This is a genomic window from Gimesia fumaroli (assembly GCF_007754425.1).
GTDB lineage: Bacteria > Planctomycetota > Planctomycetia > Planctomycetales > Planctomycetaceae > Gimesia > Gimesia fumaroli.
On record NZ_CP037452.1, the window covers coordinates 3,345,005 to 3,372,000 of the forward strand.

At 47.9% G+C, this 26,996-nt stretch carries 23 protein-coding genes; 22 read left to right on the forward strand and 1 reads right to left on the reverse strand.

The genetic code is table 11. From position 1 onward, the window contains the following. Nucleotides 1-25 precede the first annotated feature (25 nt). The 21 genes from Enr17x_RS30320 (at nucleotide 26) to Enr17x_RS12755 (ending at nucleotide 23,753) form a co-directional block, all read left to right on the forward strand. Complete coding sequence (locus tag Enr17x_RS30320) at nucleotides 26-2,923, forward strand: methyl-accepting chemotaxis protein (RefSeq protein WP_145309230.1); 2,898 nt, start codon at nucleotides 26-28, stop codon at nucleotides 2,921-2,923. 338 nt (nucleotides 2,924-3,261) lie between these two features. After that, nucleotides 3,262-3,630 (forward strand): response regulator, encoded by a 369-nt coding sequence (locus Enr17x_RS12660; RefSeq protein ID WP_145314003.1) that lies wholly within the window; start codon nucleotides 3,262-3,264, stop codon nucleotides 3,628-3,630. After that, on the forward strand, nucleotides 3,627-4,676 hold the full coding sequence (locus Enr17x_RS12665; RefSeq protein WP_145309232.1) for a protein-glutamate methylesterase/protein-glutamine glutaminase: 1,050 nt from the start codon (nucleotides 3,627-3,629) through the stop codon (nucleotides 4,674-4,676). Before Enr17x_RS12660 ends, Enr17x_RS12665 begins: the two co-directional genes overlap by 4 nt. Nucleotides 4,677-4,690: 14 nt before the next feature. Beyond that, a complete protein-coding gene (locus tag Enr17x_RS12670) occupies nucleotides 4,691-5,533 on the forward strand; it encodes a CheR family methyltransferase (protein ID WP_261343494.1) in 843 nt (280 codons plus the stop codon). Between the two features lie 224 nt (nucleotides 5,534-5,757). Continuing rightward, complete coding sequence (locus Enr17x_RS12675) at nucleotides 5,758-7,062, forward strand: putative sugar nucleotidyl transferase (RefSeq protein WP_232101038.1); 1,305 nt, start codon at nucleotides 5,758-5,760, stop codon at nucleotides 7,060-7,062. A 438-nt stretch (nucleotides 7,063-7,500) separates the two neighbouring features. Next, nucleotides 7,501-7,728 carry a hypothetical protein gene (locus tag Enr17x_RS12680; protein WP_145309236.1) on the forward strand — a complete coding sequence of 76 codons (228 nt, stop codon included), beginning with the start codon at nucleotides 7,501-7,503 and terminating at the stop codon, nucleotides 7,726-7,728. A 128-nt stretch (nucleotides 7,729-7,856) separates the two neighbouring features. Beyond that, nucleotides 7,857-8,132: a ribosomal protein L7/L12 gene (locus tag Enr17x_RS12685; protein ID WP_145309238.1), complete on the forward strand. Its 276-nt coding sequence runs from the start codon at nucleotides 7,857-7,859 to the stop codon at nucleotides 8,130-8,132. Nucleotides 8,133-8,484: 352 nt separating this feature from the next. Next, nucleotides 8,485-9,477 carry a DUF1559 domain-containing protein gene (locus Enr17x_RS12690; RefSeq protein ID WP_145309240.1) on the forward strand — a complete coding sequence of 331 codons (993 nt, stop codon included), beginning with the start codon at nucleotides 8,485-8,487 and terminating at the stop codon, nucleotides 9,475-9,477. Between the two features lie 147 nt (nucleotides 9,478-9,624). After that, nucleotides 9,625-9,990: a hypothetical protein gene (locus Enr17x_RS12695; RefSeq protein WP_145309242.1), complete on the forward strand. Its 366-nt coding sequence runs from the start codon at nucleotides 9,625-9,627 to the stop codon at nucleotides 9,988-9,990. A 401-nt stretch (nucleotides 9,991-10,391) separates the two neighbouring features. Beyond that, nucleotides 10,392-11,657 (forward strand): hypothetical protein, encoded by a 1,266-nt coding sequence (locus tag Enr17x_RS12700; RefSeq protein WP_145309244.1) that lies wholly within the window; start codon nucleotides 10,392-10,394, stop codon nucleotides 11,655-11,657. Between the two features lie 61 nt (nucleotides 11,658-11,718). Next, the gene (locus Enr17x_RS12705; RefSeq protein WP_145309246.1) at nucleotides 11,719-12,999 is read left to right on the forward strand and encodes an ABC transporter permease; all 1,281 of its coding nucleotides are present in this window, start codon (nucleotides 11,719-11,721) and stop codon (nucleotides 12,997-12,999) included. A gap of 11 nt (nucleotides 13,000-13,010) precedes the next feature. After that, entirely contained in the window at nucleotides 13,011-13,700 is a 690-nt protein-coding gene (locus tag Enr17x_RS12710) for an ABC transporter ATP-binding protein (protein WP_145309248.1), read from the forward strand. 32 nt (nucleotides 13,701-13,732) lie between these two features. Then, nucleotides 13,733-15,397, forward strand: coding sequence for a molybdate ABC transporter substrate-binding protein (gene modA / locus Enr17x_RS12715; protein WP_198001129.1), 1,665 nt, complete (start codon nucleotides 13,733-13,735; stop codon nucleotides 15,395-15,397). Continuing rightward, nucleotides 15,394-16,338, forward strand: coding sequence for an ABC transporter permease (locus Enr17x_RS12720; protein ID WP_145309252.1), 945 nt, complete (start codon nucleotides 15,394-15,396; stop codon nucleotides 16,336-16,338). The genes modA and Enr17x_RS12720 overlap by 4 nt, the downstream gene beginning before the upstream one ends. Nucleotides 16,339-16,443: 105 nt before the next feature. Next, nucleotides 16,444-17,106: an ABC transporter ATP-binding protein gene (locus tag Enr17x_RS12725; protein ID WP_232101039.1), complete on the forward strand. Its 663-nt coding sequence runs from the start codon at nucleotides 16,444-16,446 to the stop codon at nucleotides 17,104-17,106. Between the two features lie 27 nt (nucleotides 17,107-17,133). Then, entirely contained in the window at nucleotides 17,134-17,412 is a 279-nt protein-coding gene (locus tag Enr17x_RS12730) for a MoaD/ThiS family protein (RefSeq protein ID WP_145309256.1), read from the forward strand. A gap of 48 nt (nucleotides 17,413-17,460) precedes the next feature. Further along, nucleotides 17,461-18,213, forward strand: a complete 753-nt coding sequence (locus Enr17x_RS12735; RefSeq protein WP_232101040.1) for a HesA/MoeB/ThiF family protein — start codon at nucleotides 17,461-17,463, stop codon at nucleotides 18,211-18,213. Between the two features lie 38 nt (nucleotides 18,214-18,251). Next, entirely contained in the window at nucleotides 18,252-19,682 is a 1,431-nt protein-coding gene (locus Enr17x_RS12740; protein ID WP_145309257.1) for a neutral/alkaline non-lysosomal ceramidase N-terminal domain-containing protein, read from the forward strand. Nucleotides 19,683-19,868: 186 nt separating this feature from the next. Further along, the gene (locus Enr17x_RS12745; protein ID WP_145309259.1) at nucleotides 19,869-22,079 is read left to right on the forward strand and encodes a prenyltransferase/squalene oxidase repeat-containing protein; all 2,211 of its coding nucleotides are present in this window, start codon (nucleotides 19,869-19,871) and stop codon (nucleotides 22,077-22,079) included. Nucleotides 22,080-22,217: 138 nt separating this feature from the next. Beyond that, nucleotides 22,218-23,321, forward strand: a complete 1,104-nt coding sequence (locus Enr17x_RS12750; protein ID WP_145309260.1) for an HD domain-containing protein — start codon at nucleotides 22,218-22,220, stop codon at nucleotides 23,319-23,321. Nucleotides 23,322-23,381: 60 nt separating this feature from the next. Beyond that, nucleotides 23,382-23,753 (forward strand): response regulator, encoded by a 372-nt coding sequence (locus tag Enr17x_RS12755; protein ID WP_145309262.1) that lies wholly within the window; start codon nucleotides 23,382-23,384, stop codon nucleotides 23,751-23,753. On the opposite strand, the gene Enr17x_RS12760 is transcribed toward Enr17x_RS12755, so the two are convergent. Further along, entirely contained in the window at nucleotides 23,741-25,345 is a 1,605-nt protein-coding gene (locus tag Enr17x_RS12760; RefSeq protein WP_145309264.1) for an N-acyl-D-amino-acid deacylase family protein, read from the reverse strand. The genes Enr17x_RS12755 and Enr17x_RS12760 overlap by 13 nt on opposite strands. A gap of 325 nt (nucleotides 25,346-25,670) precedes the next feature. Between Enr17x_RS12760 and Enr17x_RS12765 the strand changes: the two genes are divergently transcribed. Then, the gene (locus Enr17x_RS12765) at nucleotides 25,671-26,996 is read left to right on the forward strand and encodes a Gfo/Idh/MocA family protein (RefSeq protein ID WP_145309266.1); all 1,326 of its coding nucleotides are present in this window, start codon (nucleotides 25,671-25,673) and stop codon (nucleotides 26,994-26,996) included.

Genomic DNA, 26,996 nt, shown 5'->3' on the forward strand with positions numbered 1-26,996 from the left:
AAGGGCCATTCCCGTGGATTTAAATGTGACCGCACTTCGAGACTCGTTCGAGCTGATTGCACCGCGTGCAGATCAGTTGGCAGAACAGTTTTATGAGAAGTTATTTGAAGATTATCCCGACATACTGCGTTATTTTACGCATACCGATTTCTCAGAACAACGCGGTAAATTGATTCAGTCATTGGTTCTCGTGCTGAAGTCACTAGAGAACCCCCCTGCTCTCACCAAGGTATTACACCAGTTGGGGAAGCAGCATGGGGAAATGGGTATTCAGGATGATGATTATCCACCTGTTACCAGTACGCTCTTGAGTGTACTGGCTGAGTTTGCAGGTGATCAATGGAGTGAAGAATTAGAAGAGTCCTGGCGTCAGGCACTCGAAACGGTTGCATCAACCATGATTGAAGGTGCCAAAGACTCTAGTCGCGCAAAACAGCTTCAATCGGCGGCTGTATCAGGCTCACAGGGAGCCAGCTTTGAAGAAGTGGATTCCGATGCAGGGATTTCACCTGTTTCAGAGGAACAAGACAACACACAAACCGAACCATCTTTAAGATCTGAAGAGCAGATCAATAATCCCAAGGAGAATAGTGATATGTCGATTGATTCAGTACAGAATACGGGACAGAGCGCGGCTACTGAACAGTCGCAGAATCTCGAACAGTTTTATGGTATCGTTGAATACAGCCCACAGGCGACTCTGTTTCTGGATACAGAAGGAACAGTGACTTATCTCAATCGTAAAGGGCAGGAGTTAATTCAACTGCTTAGCGGTGAATTAGGGGTTCGACCACAACAGCTTGTGGGTGGATCAATCAGCCAGCTGTATCAGCAGATTCCAGAGTTGCAGTCTGAATTGTCAGGGCTTGCAGGAGAGAAGACGATTACAGCCAAATTAGGCGAACGATCCGTTGAGATCGCATTGAGTCCCGCCAAATCTGAGAATGGTGATGTGGTAGGGACCGTTCTTGTCTGGGAAGAAAATACGGAACAGGAAAAACTGGAAGAAGAAAACTGTGATTTTGGCGGTCAGTTGGGGGCCATTAGTGACTCTCAGGCAGTCATTGAATTCAACATGGATGGTACAATCCGGACAGCGAATCAGAATTTCTGTGTCACACTGGGGTATTCACTAGATGAAATTCAAGGGAAACACCACCGGATTTTTGTCGATCCTCAATACGGCAACAGCAACGAGTACACCGAGTTCTGGGAAAAACTGAACGCAGGACAGAATCAGGTTGCTGAGTACAAACGCTTCGGCAAAGGTGGGAAAGAGGTTTGGATTTCGGCCTCTTATAATCCTATAAAGAACAGAGATGGTAAGCTGTTCAAAGTCGTGAAGTATGCGACTGACATTACCGCGAAGAAAATAGCCGAGCAGGAAATGGCCCGTGTACAGAATATGATGGAAAATATTCCTGTCAATGTAATGATGGCCAACAAGGATCTGGAGATTACGTATGTGAATCCGGCATCTAAGAAGCAATTAGGTGCTCTGCAGCAATTCCTGCCAATCAAAGTTGAAAATCTGCTTGGCCAGAATATCGATATCTTCCATAAGAATCCTGCCTATCAGAGAGGGATTTTAAGTGATCCTTCCAATCTTCCTTCACGTGCTGTCATTAACGTTGGTCCAGAAAAGCTGGACCTGCTGGTCAGTCCTGTGGAGGATGGTGATGGAAATTACATTGGACCTATGGTGACCTGGGAAGTGATCACGGAGAAGCTGCGGCTTGAGAATGAAATGGTCCGTATTCAGAATATGATGGAAAATATTCCGATCAATGTTCTGCTGGCAAATCGAGATTTTGAAATGGTCTATATGAATCCTGCTTCATATAAACAGCTCAAAGAAATCGAGCATTTATTGCCTATGCCGGTGGACAAGTTAATCGGACAGAGTATCGATATCTTCCATAAAAATCCGGAAATGCAGCGAAAAATGCTATCCGACCCTTCCAATCTGCCACACCGGGCCAAGATCAAGGTCGGAGACCAAACGCTGGATCTGGAAGCAACTGCTATTTTTGATAGAGACAAGAATTATATCGGCCCGATGGTTTGCTGGTCGGTAATTACAGACCAGGTCAAACTGGCCGATGATTTCGAATCGGAAATTCAGGGTATTGTGAGCGTCGTGACTTCTTCTGCCACTGAGATGCAAGCCAGCTCTAAGAGCTTGTCTGACATGTCAGATGAAACGGCTCGTCAGTCACAGGTAGTGGCTGCTGCCAGTGAAGAAGCCACCCGCAACGTGGAAACTGTTTCTTCTGCTGCAGAAGAATTAAGTGCCTCCATCAGCGAAATCGCTCGCCACGTACAAGAGCAGTCACATATGACTTCACAGGCTGTGGGTGAAGCGGATCGTACCAACGACACGATTAAAGAGCTTGGCGATGCCAGCAGCGAAATCGGTCAGGTTGTTAAGGTGATTACATCCATCGCTCAGCAGACAAACCTGTTGGCTTTGAACGCAACTATCGAAGCTGCTCGTGCCGGTGAAGCCGGTAAAGGGTTTGCTGTTGTCGCGAACGAAGTCAAAGAACTGGCTCGCCAGACTGCTCGGGCGACGGAAGAAATCAGTGAGAAGATTGGTGCCATTCAAGGTTCAACGAACATCGCTGTTTCTGCCATTGGTTCGATTGGCGAGAGTATTCGCAAGATCAATGAAATCTCCACAACGATTGCCAGTGCAGTTGAAGAACAGACCGCAGCAACCAACGAGATTTCACGGAATGTTGCGGAAGCCGCTCGCGGGACTGCTGAGGTTACGAACAATATCTCAGGTGTTTCTCAGGCAGCGACCGACAGTGGAACAGCAGCAAACGATATGTTGGCGGCTGCTCAAGGTCTGACTCAGGAATCTGTCAAACTGGACGAAGCTGCCGCTTCCTTCCTGACACGCATGCGAGCAATCTAATCCATTTTAGTTTGTTTAGATTGTAGCCTGTTTGGGCCAGCAATCACTGAATTGAAAAATAATACCGCCAGAGTAAGCATATGTTTATGTGCATCGGTTTAGTCTGGCGGTTTTTTTCTACCCGAAGGGTGGGTTTTTTTGAGGGAAAACGCTCAAAATAGCTAAAAATGAACGATTTTGCAGTTTGATCACTTCCTCATCAGAAACGTGTCCTAGACTTCGTTTAGAAATCTAATCAACCGTTATTTCAAGAGACTATTATGCATTTAATGCATTCATCACTTGAGCTACCGGCTATTAACAAAGAGCTAATTTTACATACTGGGAGACCGGTGGAAATGAAAACGATATTACTTGTTGACGATTCCAGGGCAGTTCGACTTGTCGGACGTCGTATGATGGGAACTCTGGGACTTGATGTTCTTGAGGCGGAAGATGGCAAACAAGCTTTGGAAGTGGCGCGAGCCAATCCCGATCTTGATGCTGTGCTTTTGGATTGGAATATGCCCATCATGGATGGAATGGAGTTCTTAACTGCACTTCGTGCTGACGATCGGGCAAAGCAGCCGATTGTGGTGATGTGTACGACAGAAAACGATATGCCGCAAATTGTGCAGGCCATGCAGGCCGGTGCAAATGAGTATATTATGAAGCCGTTTACGGAAGACATTGTCCGCGACAAGTTAGAAGAAACAGGTGTTTTGTGAGCCCTTCGGTCATCAAAGTACTCGTGGTCGATGACTCAGCTGTGATTCGGGGATTAATGACTCAAGCCATCAATATGGACTCTGACTTGAAAGTAGTCGGATCTGCCATGCATGGTCAGACTGCCCTTACCTGGCTTCAACAGAACCAGGCGGATGTAGTTGTTCTTGATGTTGAGATGCCTGTCATGGATGGGATCAGTTGTTTGAAGCAACTGAAGCAGGATTATCCTGATCTGCCTGTCATCATGGCCAGTGCCCTGACTCGAGCCGGCGCAGAGATTACTCTACAGGCGCTTGATCTTGGTGCTGCAGGTTGTATTCCCAAGCCCGTGGCTACGAATCCTTCTGAGGCGATTAAGCAGGTCGCTCGTGATTTGATTCCGTTAATCAAAGCATTAGTGCGATCAGCCCAGGCAACTCCTCAACCGAGGTTCACAAATCACAGTCAGAATACAACAGTACTTCCTGCGAAGACTCCGATGGTGTTAGTCATTGGGTCCAGCACAGGTGGTCCTAATGCATTGAAGACGGTGTTGTCTGCAATACCTGAGAAATTTTCGTTACCAATATTGATAGCACAGCACATGCCCCCTTTGTTTACAAAGACGCTGGCTGAGCATATTCAAAGGGAAACGAATCGTCCGACAGCGGAAGCCGTTGATGGAGAGTTAATTGAGAGAGGCCATATTTATATTGCCCCGGGTGATTTTCATATGGTGATTGATAAACAGGATGATCGAATGGTGATTCGTTTGAATCAAGATGATCCGGAACATTTTTGCCGGCCTTCTGTGAATCCATTATATGCATCAGCAGCAAAATGGTATGGCAGTTCGGTTTTGGCAGTGATGTTAACAGGGATGGGAGAGGATGGGATTGAGGGAGCGCAATCGATCAGTGAGCGTAAAGGTTATATTATCGCACAAGATGAACAGAGTAGTGTTGTCTGGGGAATGCCTGGTGCGATTGCCAATGCAGGACTGGCCAGCCAGGTTTTACCGCTCAGGAATATTGCTCCTGAGTTAGCCCGACTTTGTTCTTTATAGAAAGTGGTGATCTCGTGTCTCCAGAAGATTATAGATATATTACAGATTTTTTATTGGAAACAACTGGACTCTCGCTCGGCGAGAATAAAGAGTATTTACTGGAAGCCCGCCTGATTCCACTCGCCCAAGCTCACGGCATGAACGGTATTCAAGATCTGGTGTTGAGTTTAAGATCTGGTATTGATCCCACTCTGCGTCAGGATGTCATGGAAGCAATGACCACCAATGAATCTTCGTTCTTTCGGGATCGACGTCCATTTGATGAACTCAAGAATTCGATCTTGCCGGATATTATTGCAGAACGCAGTATGACTCAAAAACTGCGTATCTGGTGTTCTGCCTGCTCCCATGGTCAAGAACCATATAGTATCGTGATGACTCTGCGAGAGCACTTTCCAGAACTGGCTGACTGGAACATTCAAATTGTGGCAACCGATTTGTGTACGAAAGCCTTGAATCGCGCCGAAGAAGGAGTTTATTCCCAGTTTGAGGTTCAGCGCGGTTTACCTGTCCAACTTTTGATGAAATATTTTGAGCAGTGCGAACAAGGCTGGAAAATCAAATCTGATTCAGGCGTCAATATTCAATGGAAACGCTTGAATCTCCTGGAAGATTTCAAACATTTGGGAATGTTTGACATTGTCTTCTGTCGCAATGTTCTGATTTACTTTAAACCGGAAATGAAGAAGGATATTCTGAATCGCGTCAGTGAGCAAATGCATTCTTCCGGAGTATTGTTGCTGGGCGCTGCTGAAACAGTGTTGGGCATTTCTGACAATTACAGCAAACTGTCCGGATGTCAGTCTGCCATTTATCAGCTAGCAGGCCGCAACGTGGCAAATCAGGCAATAAGCTAATCCTGTGCTGTTCTAAGAATCTGTGATGTTTCAGTGTGATCATAAATTCTTACCGGTTCTCTCTTTACATATGAGCCGGTTACGAGTTGAATCTTGTAAAAAAAATCTCTTCCCTTATTTGTATATATGTGATATGAGAACGCAAGTAGGGGCTGTTGTAGGCTTTCCAGATTCATCGAACTGAATAGATTCTGCTGATTTCGCACAGGGAAGTGCAGAGAATAATGCGGCTTGCCATATTTGAGGATCGTTCTGCGCTACAATTCGCGCCGATTTCATTATTGAGACCGGTGTTTGAATTGCTGTGCGGGCAGTTTTCTCTCCGTGAACGACTATTCGAGTCTGTCCAGATTGAGGAGTGGGGCGCTCTGATACGCCCTGCCCTGACAGAAGTCTATGCAGAACACCATCCTGATGCCCGGATCAATGACGCGATCTGGTTGAGCGAAGGACCCACACTGCTGATCAATGGTCGCTGGCTTCCTACCAATGCTGAGCTCGTGCGGCTGGCACAAGTTTCTTCCGACACCGTAGGCATGATAGGGGAATCTGTTGCTTACTTGCTTCTGGAACCAGAAGAATCTGCGCTGTTAACAACAGATGCCTGGGATGATGCGATTCAAAAAATTGCATCAACTAGAACGTCTGTTGTCGCAGAAGGGGTCGAGTTGCACTATCCCTGGGACCTGGTAAATCAGAATCGCCAACAGTTGCTCGCTGATTTTTCTTTCAGTCAGTCCGTAAACTCGTCAACGGGTGATGCCAGGAACTTAACCATTGTAGGACCCCCTGAACAGGTACGGGTAGCGGCTTCCGCCGAGATCGACCCCTTTGTTGTATTGGATACGCGACAGGGGCCTGTGGTGATTGAGGAAGAAGCTGTGATTCAAGCTTTCACTCGGATTGAAGGCCCCGCTTATATCGGGAAAGGGACGCAGTTGTTTCGTGCGAATCTCAAAGCAGGGACAACAGCCGGACCCTATTGCAGGCTGGGGGGGGAAATTGAAGAGTCCATTATTCATGGATATGTCAATAAATATCATGACGGTTTCCTGGGGCACTCTTATATTTGTCCCTGGGTGAATCTGGGAGCGCAAACCAGTAACAGCGATCTCAAAAATGATTATTCCGAAGTCAAAGTTCCCCTTGCGGGAATACCTGTTGAAACGCAGTCGGTTAAAGTCGGCTGTTTTATCGGGGATCATACTAAGACTGGATTAAACAGTCTGTTTAATACGGGAACCTCTGTCGGTGTGATGTCGATGGTACTGCCAACGGGAGAATTGCTCCCGAAGCATATTCCCTCGTTTTCTCGGTTTTGGCTGGGACGAATCGATTGTCAGATCAATCTATCCGACCTCTTTCAACTGGCCGAAACTTCCATGCAGCGGAGAGGGCTGTCACTCTCTGCCGGTCAGCGCAAGCTTCTGGTTGCTTTGTTTGATGAAACCAGTGGAGAACGCGATCAAGCCATCCGGTGGTGGGATCAAAAGCAGGCAGCACGCTCTGTACCTCAGAAAATCAAATAAGCTTCCTCGTTTCTGGGGAAAGAGAACTCGAAGCCGAACTTGGTGCAGGCTTGTGTTGTCATATTGATAAACGCCAACTCTGGTAAGAAACAGGCAGAAACTTGAGGGAAATCTACGGGAATCCATCGAGTTCGTAAGATTTATCATCTTGATGTAAGAATGTCCCAAATTGATGACAGTAATTGCATGTCCTCTGCAGGTTTGTGATTTTTTCAATTTGTGTTTTACGTTACAGATGCGGAGTCCATAAGCATTTAGGATGTGCCATGACGGGAATTCATTTTTTCAGTCCGTTTGGTACAGCCCTTGCGATTCATTCAGTCATTCAGCTTTTCCAGAGGTGGAAAGCAGCAGCGTCGTTCGAATCACAAAATTCGAGGCTGCCAAAATAGATTTTCAATACAAAGTCGTGAATAGTCAAAGTAGGAGAAGAGGGTCATGTCAGATCAGGTCATGGAAGAATTGTGGAATGGATTATCACCAGCGGCAAGTAGCGCAGAGCTGGCCAATGCGGTCGTTGATCGATTGGTTGAGCTGAATATTGATCTGCAGGAAGTCTCTCTGGCAGAGATGAAAACCCTGTTAGCAAGTGCCTACAGGCGGAGTGTGCGAGGAGAGGCGCAGGCGAGAAACCGTCGCGTTTCTGATTGTGTGATTGCTTCTTGAATTGTGCGAAAGCTGAGGCGATTCTGCATAATTCCAAGAACCTGCCAAGTCAGTCCTTGAACAAGTCAAGCTCCTGGTGGTAGAACTTATGGGTAATCCATTTTTCTCTACCCCAGGAAACGCTGGTTATGAACGATTCTGATTCCCATCCACCAGAAGAATCTGGCGCGGCCGACGATCAATCTGAGCTTGTGGAACAGATCGTAAATTCACTCAAGCAGGGCAATAAAATTCAGGCCATCAAAGATTACCGGGAATCCACGGGCGCTGGCTTGAAAGAATCGAAAGAAGTGATCGACGAATTGATTCAGAAGTATGATATTTCCATGAAGTCCGGATGTGCTTCGATGATTCTGGTGACCATTTCCGCTACATTTCTACTCGTGTATGCGCTAGGCCGATAAAGTAATCTACCTAAATTATAGATGCTTCAATGTGTCTTTCACGGACCATGTACCCCCCGCTTTTTCTTCTGCGATTCACTCTTGATTCGTATTGAGGCCCCTTTTCAGGTATTTTAGTCGAACGATAGTTTTTTTATAAAACTATTAAACAAAGCGAATTTCGTTCTTGAGGTACTGATTTTCATAAGTATACTTAATAAATAAAGCTGCTCGGCGATTAACTTTCATCTCTTTTTTATCTCTATTTCATGATCACTCATCTGGCATAGATCGCTTGATTTTCATGGTCAGGTTTTATTGCTCAGAACTTAATAATTAATGTTTTTTATCGTTTCTTTATTGGGAGATCATTATGTTTTCATGCCAAACTAGGCGTCGGGGTTTTACTCTGATCGAGTTGTTGGTCGTGATTGCGATTATCGCGATCTTAATTGCCCTGCTGCTGCCTGCTGTTCAACAGGCCCGAGAAGCCGCCCGGCGAGCAAGTTGTAAGAATAAGATTAAGCAGATTGCACTTGCTTTGCATAATTACAATGAAACACACAGCGTGTTTCCCCCTGGTGGGATCAATTATGGTTGGTGTACTCCCGACCCAAATCAAGCCCCTGGTGATACAACTCACAATAAAAACGGGTTTTCCTTGTTGCTTCCTTTTCTGGATCAAGCACCGTTGTATAACAAGATTAACCAGGATACTGCCAATAGTTCTCAGGATACCGGCTACTGCTGTAGTTATCCAGGTCGTGGTGCTCCTCTTGCAGGGAACCCTGCGGATAATGCAGATGCGATGTCTACTCTTCTAGATGTTTTTCTGTGTCCTTCCGATGATGGTAGCACGCAATTAACTCCCGCAACCACATATGAGCAGGCCTATGGGACACTCACTGGATCTGGCCCTGCTCAGACAAATTATGAATTCAGTGCGGATCAATCGATTAATTGTAACAATTGGTCGAGACAAGCTCCGAATGCTCGAAAAATGTTTGGTGAAAACAGCAGGACCAAGATGAAGGATGTCAAAGACGGCACCTCTAATACACTTATGGTTTGCGAAACGGCACGTGAAGTCGCTAACGGCGAGGCACCTGCCTGGGGAATGCGCGGTTGGGTCACTACGGGGGGAGACATTGATCCCGGGATCAACGTGTGGGATGTTCCCACTGGCTGGACTCGTCCCGATGTCGGAAACTTAAATAGCTGGGGACAAGTTGGAAGCCTGCATACCGGGGGAGCTCATTTCGGACTTGGTGACGGAGCTGTGCGATTTATTTCAGAAAATACGGATCTCACTTTATTAAGACGCCTGGGAACAATGTCTGATGGATTGGTAGTGGAATTACCTTAAGTCTAAAGACTTTTCCCATTAATGAATCTAATCAGAGTGAGGTTTCCAATGCGTTTCGATTTCTGTAGGCAGATTATTTCTGCTGTCGCTATGCTTCTGTGCTACTTCTGTGTGGGGTGTGGCCCTGCAACAGAACCGGGACCTGAATTGACGCTAACGACAGGTACTGTTTTGCTAAACGAAGAACCATTAGTCAATGCCGATCTCTATTTTGTTCCGTTGGAAGGCACACCAGGTGTGGGCGGTCAAGCGCGAACTAAAGAAGCTGGTGAATTCCAGGTGATATATCGTCGTGGTGGTGAAGGACTCCCTGCAGGAACTTACCGGGTTGCCGTCAGCTACCGCTTGATGCCGGATGGTACTCCCGTTCCTGAAGGAGATACGACTCCACCGATTGAATCGCCGGCAAGAGAGACATTACCCCGCAAATATGCAGACCCTGATCAGTCTGAATTGAGAGCAACTGTTGCTCCCGGGCAACCGATTGAGTTGAAGCTCACTACCAAAAAATAACAGCCGGCGGTCAGCATCGACCAGGTAGCTTAAGAATGAGTTTCGTTCGCAGAATCAAATCCGGGGTATGTCATTTTTCATATCCCGGATTTGAAGTGAAATTCCAGTTGTGTTTCTAATGCGATCTGGATATTGGCTATTTCTGTGCCCCCCCCCTTTAATACTGTAAATGCGGTATACAGGCTCAGCCGGTTTGTTTCATTTTACCTGTCTGTTTTGCAGTCATTGCAGATCCAATAAAACTTTCCTATTGAAATCATCTTTTCTTCACAATTACCAAACAATTTGTCATCATAGTATGTTGTTGATTCGATTCACGGGATTTGCAGGATTGCAGCTCTTGTCTTATCGCATTGAAACATCTACCCGCCCGAAAGCTACCCTCCTCGAAAGGTGAATTCATGAGACGGTTTCTCACTTCTCTGGCAGTCCTTGGTGCCCTGTTGACATCAACGGTGATCTGGGCGTGTTCTGTTCCCGTCTTCCGTTATGCATTGGAGCGGTGGCCTGCTGACAAATATAACGCTGTTGTATTTTACCGGGGAGCACTCAATGCAGATCAGAAAAAGCTGGTAACGCAATTCGACAAAGAAGGCGCGATAGGGCAGAAATCGGCGAATGTGGAATTGCGTCTGGTCAATCTTGAAGAAAAAACAGCTCCAGAAGATCTCGAGCTCTGGAAAAAACAAAAGTCAGAAACACTACCTTTACTGGTTGTGCGAACTCCCCTGCCTGCTCCCGTTCCCAATGGTTTCTGGTCGGGGGAATTGAGTGAAGAGAATCTGGTACGCTTGATTGATTCTCCTTTGCGTCAGAATATTGCCCGGCAGTTGATTAAGGGACAAACTGCAGTCTGGGTTTTCCTGGAAAGTGGCAATCCTGAAAAAGATAAAGCAGCATATGAGCTTTTGGCCAAAGAGCTCAAACGTATGGAAAAAACGCTGAAGCTGCCTGAAATCGAGCAGGCAGATATAGAACAGGGGCTGGTCAGTGTTTCTCCAGATAGTTTAAAGTTGCAGTTCAGCGTCGAAAAATGTTCGCGCGACGATTCTGTTGAGAAGTACTTCACACAGATGCTCCTGGCGACAGAGAACGATCTGAAAGATTTCGGCGACGAACCGATGGCACTCCCTGTATTTGGGCGGGGACGGGTTTTGTATGCTTTAATTGGGAAAGGGATTAATCCCGGGACAATCGAGCAGGCGTGCCGAGATCTGACTGGCCCTTGTACCTGTCAGGTGAAAGATCAGAATCCGGGGACCGATTTATTGATGGCAGTGAACTGGGAAAATCTGGTAACACCAGCCACGCAGGACGAAAAAGAATTACCCCCTTTGACCGGGTTGATTGGTTTTTCCAAAGAGACTAACGAAACGTCAGAAGCGATCAAGATGCCTGCAGCTCTGAAAAATGGTCAGGCGGAGAATAAAACAGATTCAAAACAGACTGAACCAACCGATGGCGCAAACAAGTCGACTCCGACTCAGGAAGTGACCGCAGCCAGTGGTGCAGCCGCGTCGTCGTCGGCGGAGCAACCGAGTGCCAATGCGACAGAGACTTTGGAGAGTAGTCAGGGCAGCACACTGTTTCGAAATTTGATCATAATGGCATCATTAGTGATTGTTCTGATTCTGGGGGCCAGCTACATGCTAATGGTTCGCAAGTAAAACGGGACGGTGGATAGCGTCGGAGTTGAATCCCAATTTTGATTTTAGAAGAGTATGGGCCATGTCATTATTTCGGTTAATTATTCAGGAAATACAGCATCGTAAGATGAATTTTCTGCTGGGGCTGTCCTCAGTTGTAGTTGCAGTTGCTTGCTTGATTGCTGCGTTAACTCTGTTGCAGGCGGATGAAATTCAGACGACTTTTATCCTGGAGCAGAAAGAGAAGGAAGTCACACAGGCAGGCACTGAACTGAAAGACTCCATGCGAAAAATTATGAAAGGTCTTGGGTTTAATATCCTGGTCCTCCCGGCAAATCAGGATTTGAGTGAATTCCATTTAACTGGGGTAGTTTCCGAAACGATGCCGGAAGCATACGTCAAAGAACTGGCAGAGTCGAAGATTGTTACGGTCAATCATCTACTGCCGATGGTCGCCAAAAAGATTACCTGGCCGGAACAAAAATGTGATGTGATTTTAACGGGTACACGTGGTGAAGTTCCCATTTTACATCGCGCTCTCAAGAAGCCGCTCCAGCAGCAGGTCCCCAAAGGCAGCATGGTGCTGGGTTTTCAGATCCAGAAAAAACTCGGATTAAGTAAGGGGGACGAAGTTCAACTGATGGGGAAAAACTTCAAGGTGACTCAAACTTATCCAGAACGGGGAACCGCTGATGACAGTACGGTTTGGATCAACTTGGAAGAAGCACAGGAATTGCTGGGAATGCAAAACCTGGTGAATGCGATTCTGGCTCTGGAGTGTAATTGTGCAGCCGAAGACCGTGTGGCTCAGATTCGCGATGAAATTGGCAAAATCCTGCCCGGAACTCAGATTATCGAACGCGGCCCCCCTGCTCTGGCCCGCGCAGAGGCGCGTAACAAGGCACATGAAACGGCCGTTGCTTCACTTGAGCAGGAGAAGGCCAGTCGAATTCAAATGATTGAACGTCGTGCTGATTTTGCGGCAGTGCTGGTTCCGCTGGTAGTGCTTGGCTGTGGTGCCTGGATCGGCTTTCTGTCATTGGAGAACGTCCGGCGTCGCGCGACGGAAATTGGGATTTTGCGGGCGATTGGCTTACGGTCTTCACAGGTCTTTGGGATCTTTATCATCAAGGCGCTTGTGATTGGCGTGATTGGTGCCTTGATCGGATATTTTCTGGGCTACGGAATTGGAATCATCTGGGGGAACCTGCCGGCCTCTGTTAATCCTGAAGCAGCTTTATTTTCAGGTCGATGGTTACTGTTAAGTCTGGTATTTGCACCAGTGCTGGCCGGCTTATCCAGCTGGATCCCGGCGTTGTTGGCGGCAAGACAGGATCCTGCCACGATTCTGCAGGAAGGATAATCAGAACAAATATGTTATTGGAATTAGTTGAGTTATCGAAGTCGTTCAAGTCTGGCTCCCAACGGGTTCAGGCCGTGGATGGAATCAGTCTGACTGTGGACGCAGGGGAATTTCTGGCAATTAAGGGCCCAAGTGGCTGTGGGAAGTCTACCTTGTTGTTAATGGTCGGGGGATTGTTGAGCCCTGATACGGGAAAGGTTCTGATTGAGGGGACCGATCCTTATGCACTTTCGAATGATCAGAGAGCCCGGTTCCGGTCGACTCATCTGGGGTTTGTGTTTCAGCAGTTTCATCTCGTGCCTTATTTAAGCGTGTTGGATAACGTGTTGACACCCGCGCTGGCAACCAATTTGGCAGAGGCGAAAGAACGGGCGAATGCATTGATTTCACAGTTTGGCTTAGAGCATCGTTTGCACCATACGCCCGTGGAATTGAGTACAGGAGAAAAACAGCGGGTGGCTTTAGCGCGAGCACTGTTTCATCAACCCAAAGTACTGTTGGCAGATGAGCCCACTGGGAATCTGGATGCTGAAAATTCTGAGATCGTGTTGAACACCCTCAAGCAATTTACCCAGAATGGGGGCTGTGTGCTGATGGTCTCTCACGATGATCAAGCTGTTCAGTCGGCACAGAAAGTGTTGGGCATCAAGGATGGTCGTTTACAACCGCATAGCGAAACTGAAACGTTAATTAATTCTTAAGCATAAACTAACCAAACCAATTGGATGGAATGATGAGATACCCCCGCAGAGGTCACTGGAAACAGGTAGTTCAGTTCAAGTCCCGAAGAGGAAAAATCAGTACTGGAATCGCTTTTGTCGGAGGCTCTCTGGCTTTCCTGGTCATTATGTTGGGGGTCTTGATTTATGCTCCCCCAAAAGAGAACCCAGAGACGTCGGTAAATACGGCTCAGAATTCTGGTGACCAATCGAGTGCGAAGAGTGAAGCGGGGGAAACTGATTCCGGTTCAGCGAACCAAGAGAGCGAATCCCTGGTAATGTACTGTGCTGCCGGGATCAAACCACCGGTCGCTGAAGCGGCTGCTCAGTTTGCAGCAGAAGAATTCGGCGTGCCGATTCAATTGCAGTATGGCGGATCCGGGACACTGCTTAGCAATTTACAAGTCGCGAAAAAAGGAGATTTGTATCTGGCAGCAGATACCAGCTATATCGAAATTGCCCGAAAGAAGAACCTGCTTAAAGAAGCGGTTCCCGTGGCGCAAATGCATCCTGTGATCATGGTCAAAAAAGGGAATCCGAAACAGATACAATCGATTGATGACCTGATCAAAGAGGGAGTGACCGTTTCCCTGGCGAATCCTGATGCCGCCTCCATTGGAAAACTGACAAAAAAAGAACTGGAAAAAGCCGGGAAATGGGACGCTCTGTCAAAGTCAGCACGCGTCTTCAAGCCCACCGTTTCGGAAGTGGCCAATGATGTTCTGCTGGGGGCAGTCGACGCAGGCATTGTCTGGGATGCGACGGTCAATCAGCATGCAGACAAAGTAGAGATGATTGAGGTCCCCGAATTCTCACAGGCGATTAAAAATGTGACAGTGGGAGTTTTGAATTCTTCCGCACATCCTCAGGAAGCGTTAATGTTTGCCCGTTACCTGCAGGCTCCTGAGAAAGGTCAGGAATTGTTTGCAAAACAGGGATACCAGACGGTCAAAGGCGATACCTGGGAGCCACATCCGCAAATTCTGCTTTTCAGTGGTGGCGTGAACCGGCTGGCAATTCAAGATACTTTAAAAGAGTTTGAGAAGCGTGAAGGCGTTTCAATTAATGTGGTGTATAATGGCTGTGGCATACTGGTGGGGCAAATTAACAGCGGGCAAAAGCCAGACGCTTATTTTGCCTGTGATACATCCTATATGGTGCAGGTACAACCCAAGTTCACCCTGCCTTTAACCGTTGCTGAAACAGACATGATTATCATCGTCGAGAAAGGCAATCCCAAGAAGATTAAATCCGTTTATGATCTGGCAGGCGATGATATCAAGGTGGGGATCGCGCACCATGAGCAAAGTGCATTGGGGGCGCTGACCAAAAAATTACTGGGTCCCCTGGTACAGAATGATAAAAGTCTGTACGACGCCATTCAACCAAACGTGAAAACCAATACACCAACGGCCGATCTTCTGGTGAATCAATTGCGAACCGGTTCTCTGGATGCAGCAATTGTTTATCGGGCAAATATTGCAAAGGTCGCAGATAAACTGGATGTCGTGGAAATCAAAGAGGGGCGTCCTCTGGCAGAGCAGCCGATTGCGATCTTGAAGTCAACAAAATATCCCAACTTGATGCAGCGTCTGGTTGATCAGCTAACATCTGACTCGTCTCGAGTGATTTTTGAATCGCGAGGATTTCGCTGGCGTATCACTCCGGAGTCAATATGACTGAGAAGAAAACTGACGAACATTCCAGCGCAATAAAATCTCGCTCAGATCTCCCTTTTTATACGATCTTCATTGCCATCAGCGCCGTTTATGTGCTGTTGATTGTGGCGATGTTGTCGGCGGAGACGACTTACACCACTCCCGATCATATCTGGGGCGCTTTTGCTAAGCCGGAAATTCGCTATGCGATCTGGTTGAGCCTTGTTTCCTGCGCAATTACGACGGTGTTGTCGTTGTGGGTCTCGGTGCCGATTGGATATTTAATGTCCCGTCACAATTTCTGGGGCAAAACACTGGTGGATGCGATTCTGGATATACCCATTGTGTTACCACCTCTGGTGATTGGTTTATGCCTGTTGATTTTGTTTCAGGTGGAAATGCCACAGATTGAATGGGTGAATAATATTCTGAAGTCGGTTTCAGGAGCTTTGTTTGGTAAGGAAATTTATGTTGCCCAGGGAGACTCGCTGGATGACATGATTCGTAAAATGACGGGCCTGATTTTCAGTAGACCAATCGGTGTGACTTATGAAATTCCGAGTGTCATCCTGGCGCAATTTATGGTGGCGTGTGCGTTTGCAGTTCGGACGATGCGGGTGACTTTCGATCAGATCGGACCTCGCTACGAGCAAGTCGCTTTAACACTGGGTTGTAATCGCGGGCAGGCTTTCTGGCGTGTGGTATTTCCCCAGGCTTATCGTGGATTATTAGCGGCGGGCACACTGGCCTGGGCACGTTCGCTGGGGGAGTTTGGGCCGATTCTGGTGTTTTCGGGGGCCACACGCATGAAAACAGAGGTTCTGCCAACAACCGTGTTTTTAGAGCTGACTGTTGGTAACATAGAAGGTGCAGTTGCGGCTTCCTTGATTATGGTCGTGTCTGCATTAATTGTTTTAGTCATCGCCCGGATGTTCGGGCTGACACGTGGCGCGGCAATTTAAATGGTTGTTCCCCTAGTGCCTCTGCGTGACAGAGAAATCTGCGAGCTGATTTGATAAGAAATGATTTCAGTAAATAATCTTTGTGTACAAGTTGGTGAGTTCAGCTTGAAGGATATCAGCTTCGAAGTGCCTCAGGGGCACTACGCGGTATTAATGGGCAAGACGGGGAGCGGGAAGACGACGATCCTGGAAACCATTTGTGGTTTGAAGAAGGTCCTCTCCGGAACCATTCATCTGAATGGAAAGCTGATGACGTATGCCAAGCCCTCTGAGCGTGAAATCGGTTATGTCCCCCAGGATGGGGTGCTGTTTCATACAATGACGGTCCGGGACAATCTTTCGTTTGCTTTAGAATTACGAAAATGGAGCAAACAGAAAATTAAAGATCGTGTGGAAGAACTGGCCGACCTGCTGGGGATCACGGAGTTACTCAATCGGACTCCGCATGGATTAAGTGGTGGAGAAACGCAACGCGTTGCGCTGGGGCGGGCGCTGGCTGCGAAGCCTGCTTTTTTATGTCTGGATGAGCCCTTAAGCGCATTGGATGAAGTCACACGCGAGGAAATGTGTGTATTGCTGAGCAATGTCCAGCGTTTGACCCGCGTTACGACATTACATATCACGCATAATCTTTCGGAGTCTGATCGACTGGGAGATATCAAGTTGCGTATTGAAGGGGGCGCGGTTCACCAGATCGGAGCAGCCAGTACGGAGAAATTAGCGGGACAGCCGAATCAAGTCATTCAGAAAACGAAATCAACCCCGTAAAATCTGCGAAAATGAAAGCGGAATCCAATGAAGATTGTAGTGGAGTATACGGCACAGGTTAAAAAAGCCGCTGGTGTCGGCAAAGAAGAATTTGAAGTCAACGAGGGGAGCACTTTGCAGGATCTCGTCAAGCAGGTGGCTGAGCAGCATGCGGCATCTCTGAAATCCATTCTATTCCCGAATTCGGAAGAGTTACATCCTTCGATTTTGTTGTTTGTTTCCAATCAGCAGGTATTGTGGGGGGAACCTTTTACTTTAGAACCGCATCATGTCGTGACGATTCTCTCGCCGATTTCCGGGGGATAATTTACATTTTTATACAACGGTAATCAATTTTAGTAAGAGACAGGAGTCATGATGTCTGGTTTCGCTCCCCTGACTGATGAAGAACGGGCAGTTTATGAATGGCAGATCTGGGTACCGGAGTTTGGTGAGGCCGGCCAGGAAAAATTAAAAAATGCGTCGGTGCTGGTCTCGCGTTGCGGGGGGCTGGGCAGCGTGGTGGCATATGAACTGGCAGCGGCCGGCATTGGCAAACTGGTGATTGCCCATGCAGGAAATGTCAAGCCGAGTGATCTCAATCGCCAGTTACTGATGACGCATGACTGGTTGGGAAAACCGCGTGTGGAGTCGGCCGAACGTCGTCTGAAAGAGCTTAATCCCCGGTTGGAAATCGTCGCCATTCCAGAAAATCTGAATGAAGAAAATGCGGAACAGATTGTGAATCAGGTTGATCTAATCGTCGATTGTGCCCCGCTCTTCCCTGAACGTTATGCGATGAACCGTCAATCGGTTTTACAGAAGAAACCGCTTGTTGAATGCGCCATGTATGATCTGGAAGCACAGATTACCACTTTTATTCCTGGCCAAACGGGCTGTCTGTCTTGTTTATTCCCCGATGATCCGCCGGCCTGGAAGAGGGAGTTCCCTGTGTTTGGCGCGGTTTCAGGAACCGTCGGCTGTATGGCGGCAATGGAAGCGATTAAGGTTCTTTCTGGATTAGGAGAGCCATTGATCGATCAGTTGATGATGTTTGATTTGCGTGATATGACGTTTCACCGAAATACGATTCAACGCCGGACAGATTGCCTCGTCTGTGGAAAATAGAAGATACTGCATTTGAGTTAGTCGAAAAGGAATATCTTATGAGGATTCAGAACCGTCCGTTTTTGTTTTTCATTGTCTATTTGATTGGTATCTCTTTTGGTATTGATGGCTACTTGCAGTCTGCTGTGATTGCCAAAGAGCCTGAATGGCGGGCCGCGGCTGGTTCGGTTGTCATCACTCCTGAAAAGTCCATGTGGATGTCGGGCTACGCTGCTCGAACCAAGTCTTCCGAGGGGAAGGTTCATGATCTGTTTGCAAAGGCGCTGATCATTGAGGATGCGAAAGGACAAAAAATTGTTCTGATTACGACTGACCTGATCGGAATTACTCCGGCACTCCGCGATCCCATTGCTGCGCGATTGGAATCAGAGTACCAGATTCCCTCTGCTGCATTATTGATGAATGCCTCGCATACACACTGTGGCCCTGAGTTGAGGGAAAAGAAAGCATCTCGTCGAGGATTGGGGGGAGATCGTGGTGCTGAGGCGCGCGAATACACGCAAGCTCTGGCTAAGAAAATCGTGAAACTGGTAGGCGAAACGCTGCCTCGGCTGGAACCGGTAACATTAAAGTATTCATCCGGGCGGGCCGGGTTCGCGATGAATCGGCGGCTGCCGACATCTAAAGGTGTGATTAATAGCCCGCATCCTGAAGGGCCCGTAGATCAGCGGGTACCGGTGTTGATGGTCTCGCGTCCGGATGGTTCTTTGATGGCGGCACTCTTTGGATATGCCTGCCATAACACGACGCTCAGTTTTTACCAGTTTTGTGGAGACTATGCCGGGTTTGCTCAGGAATACCTGGAAGCCGACCATCCGGGAATGGTGGCATTATTCATGATGGGCTGCGGCGGCGATCAGAATCCGTATCCGCGCCGGTCGTTAGATCTGGCAAAGCAACATGGTCGCGCGCTGGCCAATGCTGTCGAGACTGCGTTGTCGGTCAAGCAGCCTCGCTTGATTCATGGTCCGCTGGGTATTGCCAAGGATGATGTGGAGTTGGAATTCGCCACTCCCCCTTCTCGTGACGAATTACTCAAATCGCAAGAGACGGGCAATAAGTATGAGAAAAGCCATGCGACACGACTGTTAGCCCAATTGGAAGAACGGGGCGGAATTCAAACGACGTATGCCTTTCCATTACAGGTAATTCAATTTGGCCATGATCTAACGCTGGTTGCCATTTGTGGTGAAACGGTCGTTGATTACTCGTTGCGACTGCAATCAGAGTTGAAATCCGGGTTTGGCGTCATCGGCGAGACAGAGCCCATCGTCTGGGTTGCCGGTTATTCGAATCATGTGTTTGGATATCTGCCCAGCTTACGCGTGTTAAAAGAAGGTGGCTACGAAGGTGCTCGTGCGATGATTTACTCTTCGTACCCGGGACCGTTTGCGGATTCGGTCGAAAACCGCGTTACCTCAAAAATTCACGAACTCACCGAGAAAGCCCGCCAGGCTGTGAAGAAGTGAGTTGAGAACCTCTGGGGCCGGCCAGACCGCGGCATAATCCGAATTTGTTATACATTTTCTCTAATTTGGTGGAATTTTGTATTTTAAGTTCTCTTTACTAACCCAAATATTTAGAATAGGTTAATACAAAATCAAGACATTGAGATCTGTTTAGATCGAACCACTTTTCTTCTGGAGTAGACAGTGATGCGCTATCGCCATTTTAAAAATACCTTACTCGTACTTGTTGCTATGTTTTCAACGGTCATGTTTACCGTTGTGGCACAGGCTCAGACGGATGAGGAAGTGACAGACTCTCGTTTGAAGGGGGTTGAATTTCTGAAATCCCAACAGCAAGAGGATGGGAGTTGGGAATACGAGGGACACCCTGTAGGGATTACGGCACTCTGCACAATGGCACTGCTCGAAAACGGCATTCCAGTGAATGACCCCGTGATTCAGAAGGGCCGCGAGTTTGTTCTGAAAGAGTCGGACAAATTGAAGTCGACTTACGATCTGGCACTGGCGATCTTATTACTTTCGCGTGTGGGAGACCGGGAAGACAAAGTTCAGATTCGCAGGTTCGCCGCACGGTTGATTGCCGGGCAGACGACGACCGGAGGTTGGACTTACAGTTGTCCCCTGGCCTCTGCCAGTTCCTTGAATAATCCGAGAGCACGTCCCAAATTAGGGACTTCACCAGGCGATAACAGTTGCACACAATTTGCCGTGCTCGGCTTATGGACTGCTTCCCGCTCGAATATCAATATCGAAAATTCGATGATTGGTGTGGCCCGACGATTTGTTGAAACACAGAATGAAGATGGTGGCTGGTCTTATAAGTTACCCACAGAAGAGATGAAAGAACCGTCTAAGAATTCTATGACCTTGGCGGGTTTGTTTTGTCTGACGGTTGCTCGTGCAGCCAAAATTCGGGCACTACAGGAAGAACAGGAGAAGGACGGAGAATCCAGAGCGACAGAGCAGAAAGAGGGTGAGACATTAGTGTCCGATCCGATTTTTGCCAAAGGCCTTGAAATGGCGGGAAAATACGCGTCCGGAATCAGCACTTCTTCAGCACGCTATTTCCTCTGGTCAACGGAACGCGTGGGGGTTTTGCTGGGACTCGAACAACTGGGTGACACTGACTGGTTTTCAAAAGGTGCCAGCGCGCTGATCAAAACTCAGAAAGAAGATGGGAGCTGGGAAAATTCCAGGGGAAAACTGGCTGATACTTCGTTTGCGATTCTGTTCCTGCGGAAAGCGAATCTCGGAAGTGATATTTCACGGATGTTGAATGGAGAGCCACAAAAGAAGTTTCAAATTTATACTCAGGCAAAGAAACCGACATTTGAGAAACTGGAAGACGCTGTAGCGGCAGCGAAAGCCGGTGACTTGATTCGCGTCAACGGCGATGGTCCTTTCCGGATTCCCCATATTGAAATTGATAAAGACTTGAGTATCGAAGCAGGCTTTGGTTATTCCCCGGTTTTTGTATACGCCAGAGGACGGAATAAGCTGGGATTGCGGGCACGCCCGGAACGAGATCCAAATGTGCGGCACATCTTGCGGGTTTCAAAAGGAACGCTGGCACTGGAAGGCATCGCATTTGAATTTGACCCGCCTGAAGTAGGGAAAGATGTTCCCTGGGCGGCAATCGTTGTGAATGGCGGAGATCTGAAAATGCTGAACTGCACCATTTCAGAACAAAACGACAAAGGAATGGCTGCTGTTCAATTTTTGAAACCGACTGATTCTTCGATTACGAACAGCTTTTTCGTAGGTGGACGGGCTGCGATTGAAATCGAAGGAACCGGGAAACAGACTGTGCTGGTCGATGGTTCCGTATTGTTTTCGCGAACAATATTTTCTGTTCTTAAGAGTTCCGGCTCAACAGCTGGTGGCGACATCAATCTAGACATTTCGCACTGTACGATTCAAGGGAAAGATGTCTTTGACTTCGAACGCTTTGTCAAAAACATTCATATTAAGAGTGATCACACTGCCTATAAAGTTGAGAACCTGGGATTGTCGATGTTGTCTTTAAAGTCGTCTAAAGAAAATCGATCCTTCGAAGGCGATGGAAATGTTTATGATGTCGATGAATGGCTGGGAATGAGCGGTAAAGCCGATCCCAGTGTGAAAGATGTCAAGAGCTGGAGTCGCTTCTGGGGCAATACGGATGACAACTCTTTAGAAGAAACCATCGCGTTTGTGCAGCGTCGACCCAATACTTCCTTTAATCATCGATACAAGCCTGAGGACTGGGAATTGTCTGAAGATTCGAAGGTTGCAGCCCGACAGTATGACCTGGGAGCCAAGTCATTCAATGTCGGAGCTGGCCTGGGCTTCAGCCGTTTTCGCAGCAGTATTCTGTATAACGAATGGAAGCAGAAACAGGTGGCTGAAGCCAAGTAACCCGCTTTCGAACTACTCGGAATTGATTTTTCGTTCGATTCCGCTAGAATTCCTATGAGCCTGGCTTTCAGGGGCGTCCCTGAAAGCTCTTTCATTTCTATCTTCGCTTCGACGGTGAGAAAGTTCACCGCTATTTGAATGAACGCCAGTAAATTGCGCCGCCAGATTATCTTTGAGGCGGCACGACTGATGTATTCCCGGCAAGAGACCGAATATTATCGAGCTAAAATGAAGGCAGCCCGCAAAGTCTGCCAGGGGTGGGTGAAGCCGGCCGACCTGCCTAGTAATCGCGAAATTCGAGACGAAATCCAGCGATTCGCCTGCACTTTCGAAGGGGACACGCGTACTGAGAATCTGCTTTCCATGCGCTTGCAGGCACTCCGCTTTTTACGGATGTTTGCTCCCTTTCATCCCAAATTGATAGGCAGTACCCTGACCGGTCATATTCGCAAAGGCTCCGATATTGACATTCACGTCTTCTCACATAGTTGTGAAGCGGTGACCGCGCGACTGGACGAAGAAGGGATTCCTTATCGTGTCGAACATAAGACCGTGAAAAAACATGGTGAAGAACGTATTTTTACCCATATCCATGTACAAGATGAGTACCCTGTTGAATTGACCGTTTATTCTACGGAGAAATCGAGTTATGGATTTAAATGTTCGATTACTGGTAAACGAATTGAACGGGCAACACTGCCGGAATTCGAACAGATTCTGCAGAAAGAATATCCGGGTATCGATCTGGATCAGCGACTGGCAGAGTTAGAGCAGAGTCTGGATCGATTTCAGATTTTTCGCCTGTTGCTGTTACCATTGGCGGGGGTTAAGCAGTCACGAAAGTATCATCCTGAAGGCGATGCCTTGTATCACAGCCTGCAGGTGTATGATCTGGCCTGTGATGAGCTGCCTTACGATGAAGAATTTCAACTGGCGGCTCTACTGCATGATGTCGGAAAAGCCATTGATGCCAAGAATCATGTCGAAGCAGGCTTGCAGGCATTGGAAGGTTTGATTACAGAGAGAACAGCCTGGCTGATTCGGCATCATATGGACGCCCATGCCATCAGAGATGGAACGATCGGGGCACGTGCCCGGCGGCGACTGATGGCAAATGAAAACTATGAAGACCTGTTGCTGCTGGAAGAATGTGATCATGCTGGTCGGGAGCCCGGCGTTGAAGTACCTGACGTTGATGATGCTTTGGAAGCCGTTCGTGAGTTGGCCCGGCTTTGTGACTAAGACAGAACTCGATTCAAATTTGAAATACTAAGACAGAATATCTCTGAGAGGATCTACCTGATGCCAAAGCGTGTACTGAGTGTGGGGCAATGTATGCCGGATGCAAATGCGATTGCTCGTTTTCTGACGAGTCATTTTGATGTGGCGGTTGAAGAGTCCGATATTGAAATAGATACAATGGAAAAATTGAAACAACAGTCTTATGACCTGGTGATGATCAATCGGAAACTGGATGCTGACTACAGTGATGGAATTGAACTGATTCAAAAGATCAAGAAATCGTCTGATGTGAAACCGTGCCGCTTGATGCTCGTTTCCAATTATCCTGAGTATCAGGAACAGGCGGTTCAAGTGGGAGCAGAATACGGCATCGGAAAAAATGAATATCGGAATCCGGAGACCGTGACGCGATTAGCGTCTTATCTGGGTTGATAACGGACGTAGCGGCCGGGGAGTTTTTCCGAATTGATATCGAGTGGCTGATTATTGTGCACGATTGGGACGCCGTTGGACAGAACGTATTCGATTCCGCTCGAGAACTGTTGTGGATTGTCGTAGGTAGCGTTGTCTTGTACGGTCTCTGGATCAAACACGACAACGTCGGCGAAAAACCCTTCCTTCAACTGGCTGCGTTTACCAAGTCCGAATCGCTGGGCAGCTGCGCCGGAAAGCTTATAGACAGCATCTTCCAGTGAGAAGAGTTTGTGGTCTCTGACACAGGGGCCAAGCAGTCGTGCCGCCGAACCGAACTGTCGGGGGTGAATCATGCCCCCCTCCATATATATGCCATCGGTGCCCATCATATACAAGTCGTGTTGCAGCACGGGGTCAACCAGACGGTCGTCTCCCATATTGAATACGAGCAGCACGGCCATCTGTTCTTCGATGAGCAGATCGATTAAGGCTTCTTCTTTGGGGAGGCCGCTCTCTTCGACATACTGGCTCAGTGACTTGCCTTGGTGATGCTTGTTTTTCTCCGTCAGAACCCAGGCGATCTGAATTGCCGAGATATCAAGCAGATAGTTTTCCAGCCCATATTTGAAACGTTGCTGCATTTCCGGCTGTTTTAATTTTTCGACTGCTTTCAGAGGCCCATCTTCAAACACTTCGTAAGGTAACAAAAAGTGCAGCATGGTTGAACCAGGCTGGTAGGGATAGACATCGAACGAGATATCGACTTCGTGGCGGGCAATCTGATCGATATATTCGAGTGCTTCCTCCGCCTGACCCGGGTGCTGGCCTTTCATGTGTGAAATGTGCACTTTGACCCCTGCCCGTTTCCCGATTTCGACCAGCTCCTTAATCGCGGGCATTAAGGTTTTTTTATAGCGAATGTGGGAAACATACAGTCCGTCATATTCGGCCATTGCCTGGCAGGCTTCGACGAGTTCATCGGTTGTGGAAAAACATTGCGCGACATAATCGAGGCCGGTGGAAATCCCCACTGCTCCTGCTTCCATTCCCTTATGGACTTCACTACAGATCTGTTTCATCTGAAAATCATCGACGCGCTGGCGGCTGAAGCCGCAGTTCATCGCCCGCAGATTGGCGTAGGGAATGTGTGTCATGACATTCTGCACATTCTTGCCGTCGATGAGATTCATATAGTCTTCCAGAGATTCCCAGCCCGTATATTCTTCCGGATAAAGTCCGTCCAGTGACAACAGGTAGTGGATCCAGTCTTGCGCCGTGCAGCGATCGACGGGGGCGTAGGAGATTCCGTCTGCCATGATGACTTCGGTGGTGAAGCCCTGTGATGTTTTCGAAATAAAGTTGGGGGTATTCAGCAGCCAGCTGTCAGAGTGGTTGTGTACATCGACAAAGCCGGGACAGACAATTTTCCCCTGAGCATCGATCGTGTGCGATCCGGTCGCATTCTGCAGGTCTCCCAAAGCTGTGACTTGATCCCCTTTAATGCCGACGTCTGCACGATATCGGGGAGAGCCGGTGCCATCGATGACAGTACCGCCTTGAATCAGGACATCAAAATCAGGATTGGGGGAGGAAGAATCGTTGGTGTTCATGGATCACGTCAATTTCAGTATGAGGAGTGACACGGGGGGAGAACGCGGGATTTCCAGTTTACTTTGACATTTTTGGTGCTGTGAGAAAAGCCTCTTTAGAAAATATTTTAAAATAATTAAGACCTGATCAGGGGAAATGGGCATCTGTCCCGATTTGGTGATCATTCCCATTTCCCACCTAATTCTGTTTTCTTTCGTTCAGGCAGTAACTACAATAAATAGAACTTTCCTGATGTAAGTTTCGTAAAAGTTAAGAAACGTTTTAACCGACTAAAGTAAAATGACGTAAGAAGATTACTTTAGAACATTCAAACAGGAGCACTTCATGAGTCAACGTTCAACTCGTCGCGAGTTTATTAAGCAATCATCGGCATTAGGCGCAGCCTTCTGGGTGGGTGGTCAAAGCCTGCTGGCAGCAGAGAAATCTCCCATGGAGAAACTGAATTTCGCTTCTGTTGGAGTGGGAGGAAAAGGTTCCAGCGACTCAGCGAGTGCCGCCAAGCATGGTAATCTGATTGCCATTTGTGATATCGACGACAAGCGCCTGATGAAAGCGGCCGCCCGCTATCCCAAAGCGAAAAAATTTAATGATTATCGTGAAATGCTCACGGAAATGGACGGAAAGATTGATGCAGTCACTGTGAGTACTCCCGACCACTCGCATGCGCCCGCCAGTGTAATGGCGATGAAAAAAGGAAAGCACTGTTTTACACAGAAGCCTTTGACCTGGTCTGTGAGTGAAGCACGTGTCATGCGTGAAACAGCAAATGAACATGGTGTCGCTACCCAGATGGGAAATCAGGGAACTGCTAAGAACGGGTTCCGTGAAGCCGTTGAAGTGATCCGTTCCGGAGTTCTGGGTAATGTTCGCGAAGCCCACGTCTGGACGAACCGCCCTGTCTGGGGAAAAGGCGTCGACCGTCCACCTGAAGGCGAGCCAGTACCAAAGCACATCCACTGGGATCTGTTCCTGGGGCCTGCTCCCTATCGTGAATTCAGTACGCTGTATCATCCATTTGAATGGCGTGGCTGGCTCGATTTTGGAACCGGTGCTCTGGGGGACATGGCCTGTCATACGATGAATATGCATGTGATGGCCCTTGATTTGTACGATCCCGAGTCGATCGTTGCAGAACAGGAAGGGATGATCGAAAACGAGACTTATCCCAAATCGACCAAGATTACATATCAGTTCGGCGAACGAGGTGAAGGTAAGAAGCTTTGCCCGCTGAAATTGACCTGGTACGATGGTGGTAATAAGCCACCTGAAGAACTGCTGATGGGCGAAAAGATGAAGTCCAGCGGCGTGGTACTGGTTGGTGATGAGGGGAATCTTTACACCCCCGATGACTACGGTGCAGAATACGTTCTGCTGCCTCGGGACAAATTCAGCGACTTCAAAAAGCCTGAGCAAAGCTTACCTCGCTCACCTGGCCACTTTGAAGAATTCGTGGTTGCCTGCAAAGGCGGCGATCCCGCGATGTCCAACTTCAATTACGCCAGCCGCTTGACGGAAACCACATTGCTCGGTAATGTGGCAATTCGTGCCGGCAAGAAGCTGGAATGGGATGCCAAGAAAATGGAATTCACAAACGCTCCCGAAGCGAATAAGTTTCTGAGCCGTGATTACCGTGATGGCTGGACTCTCTAA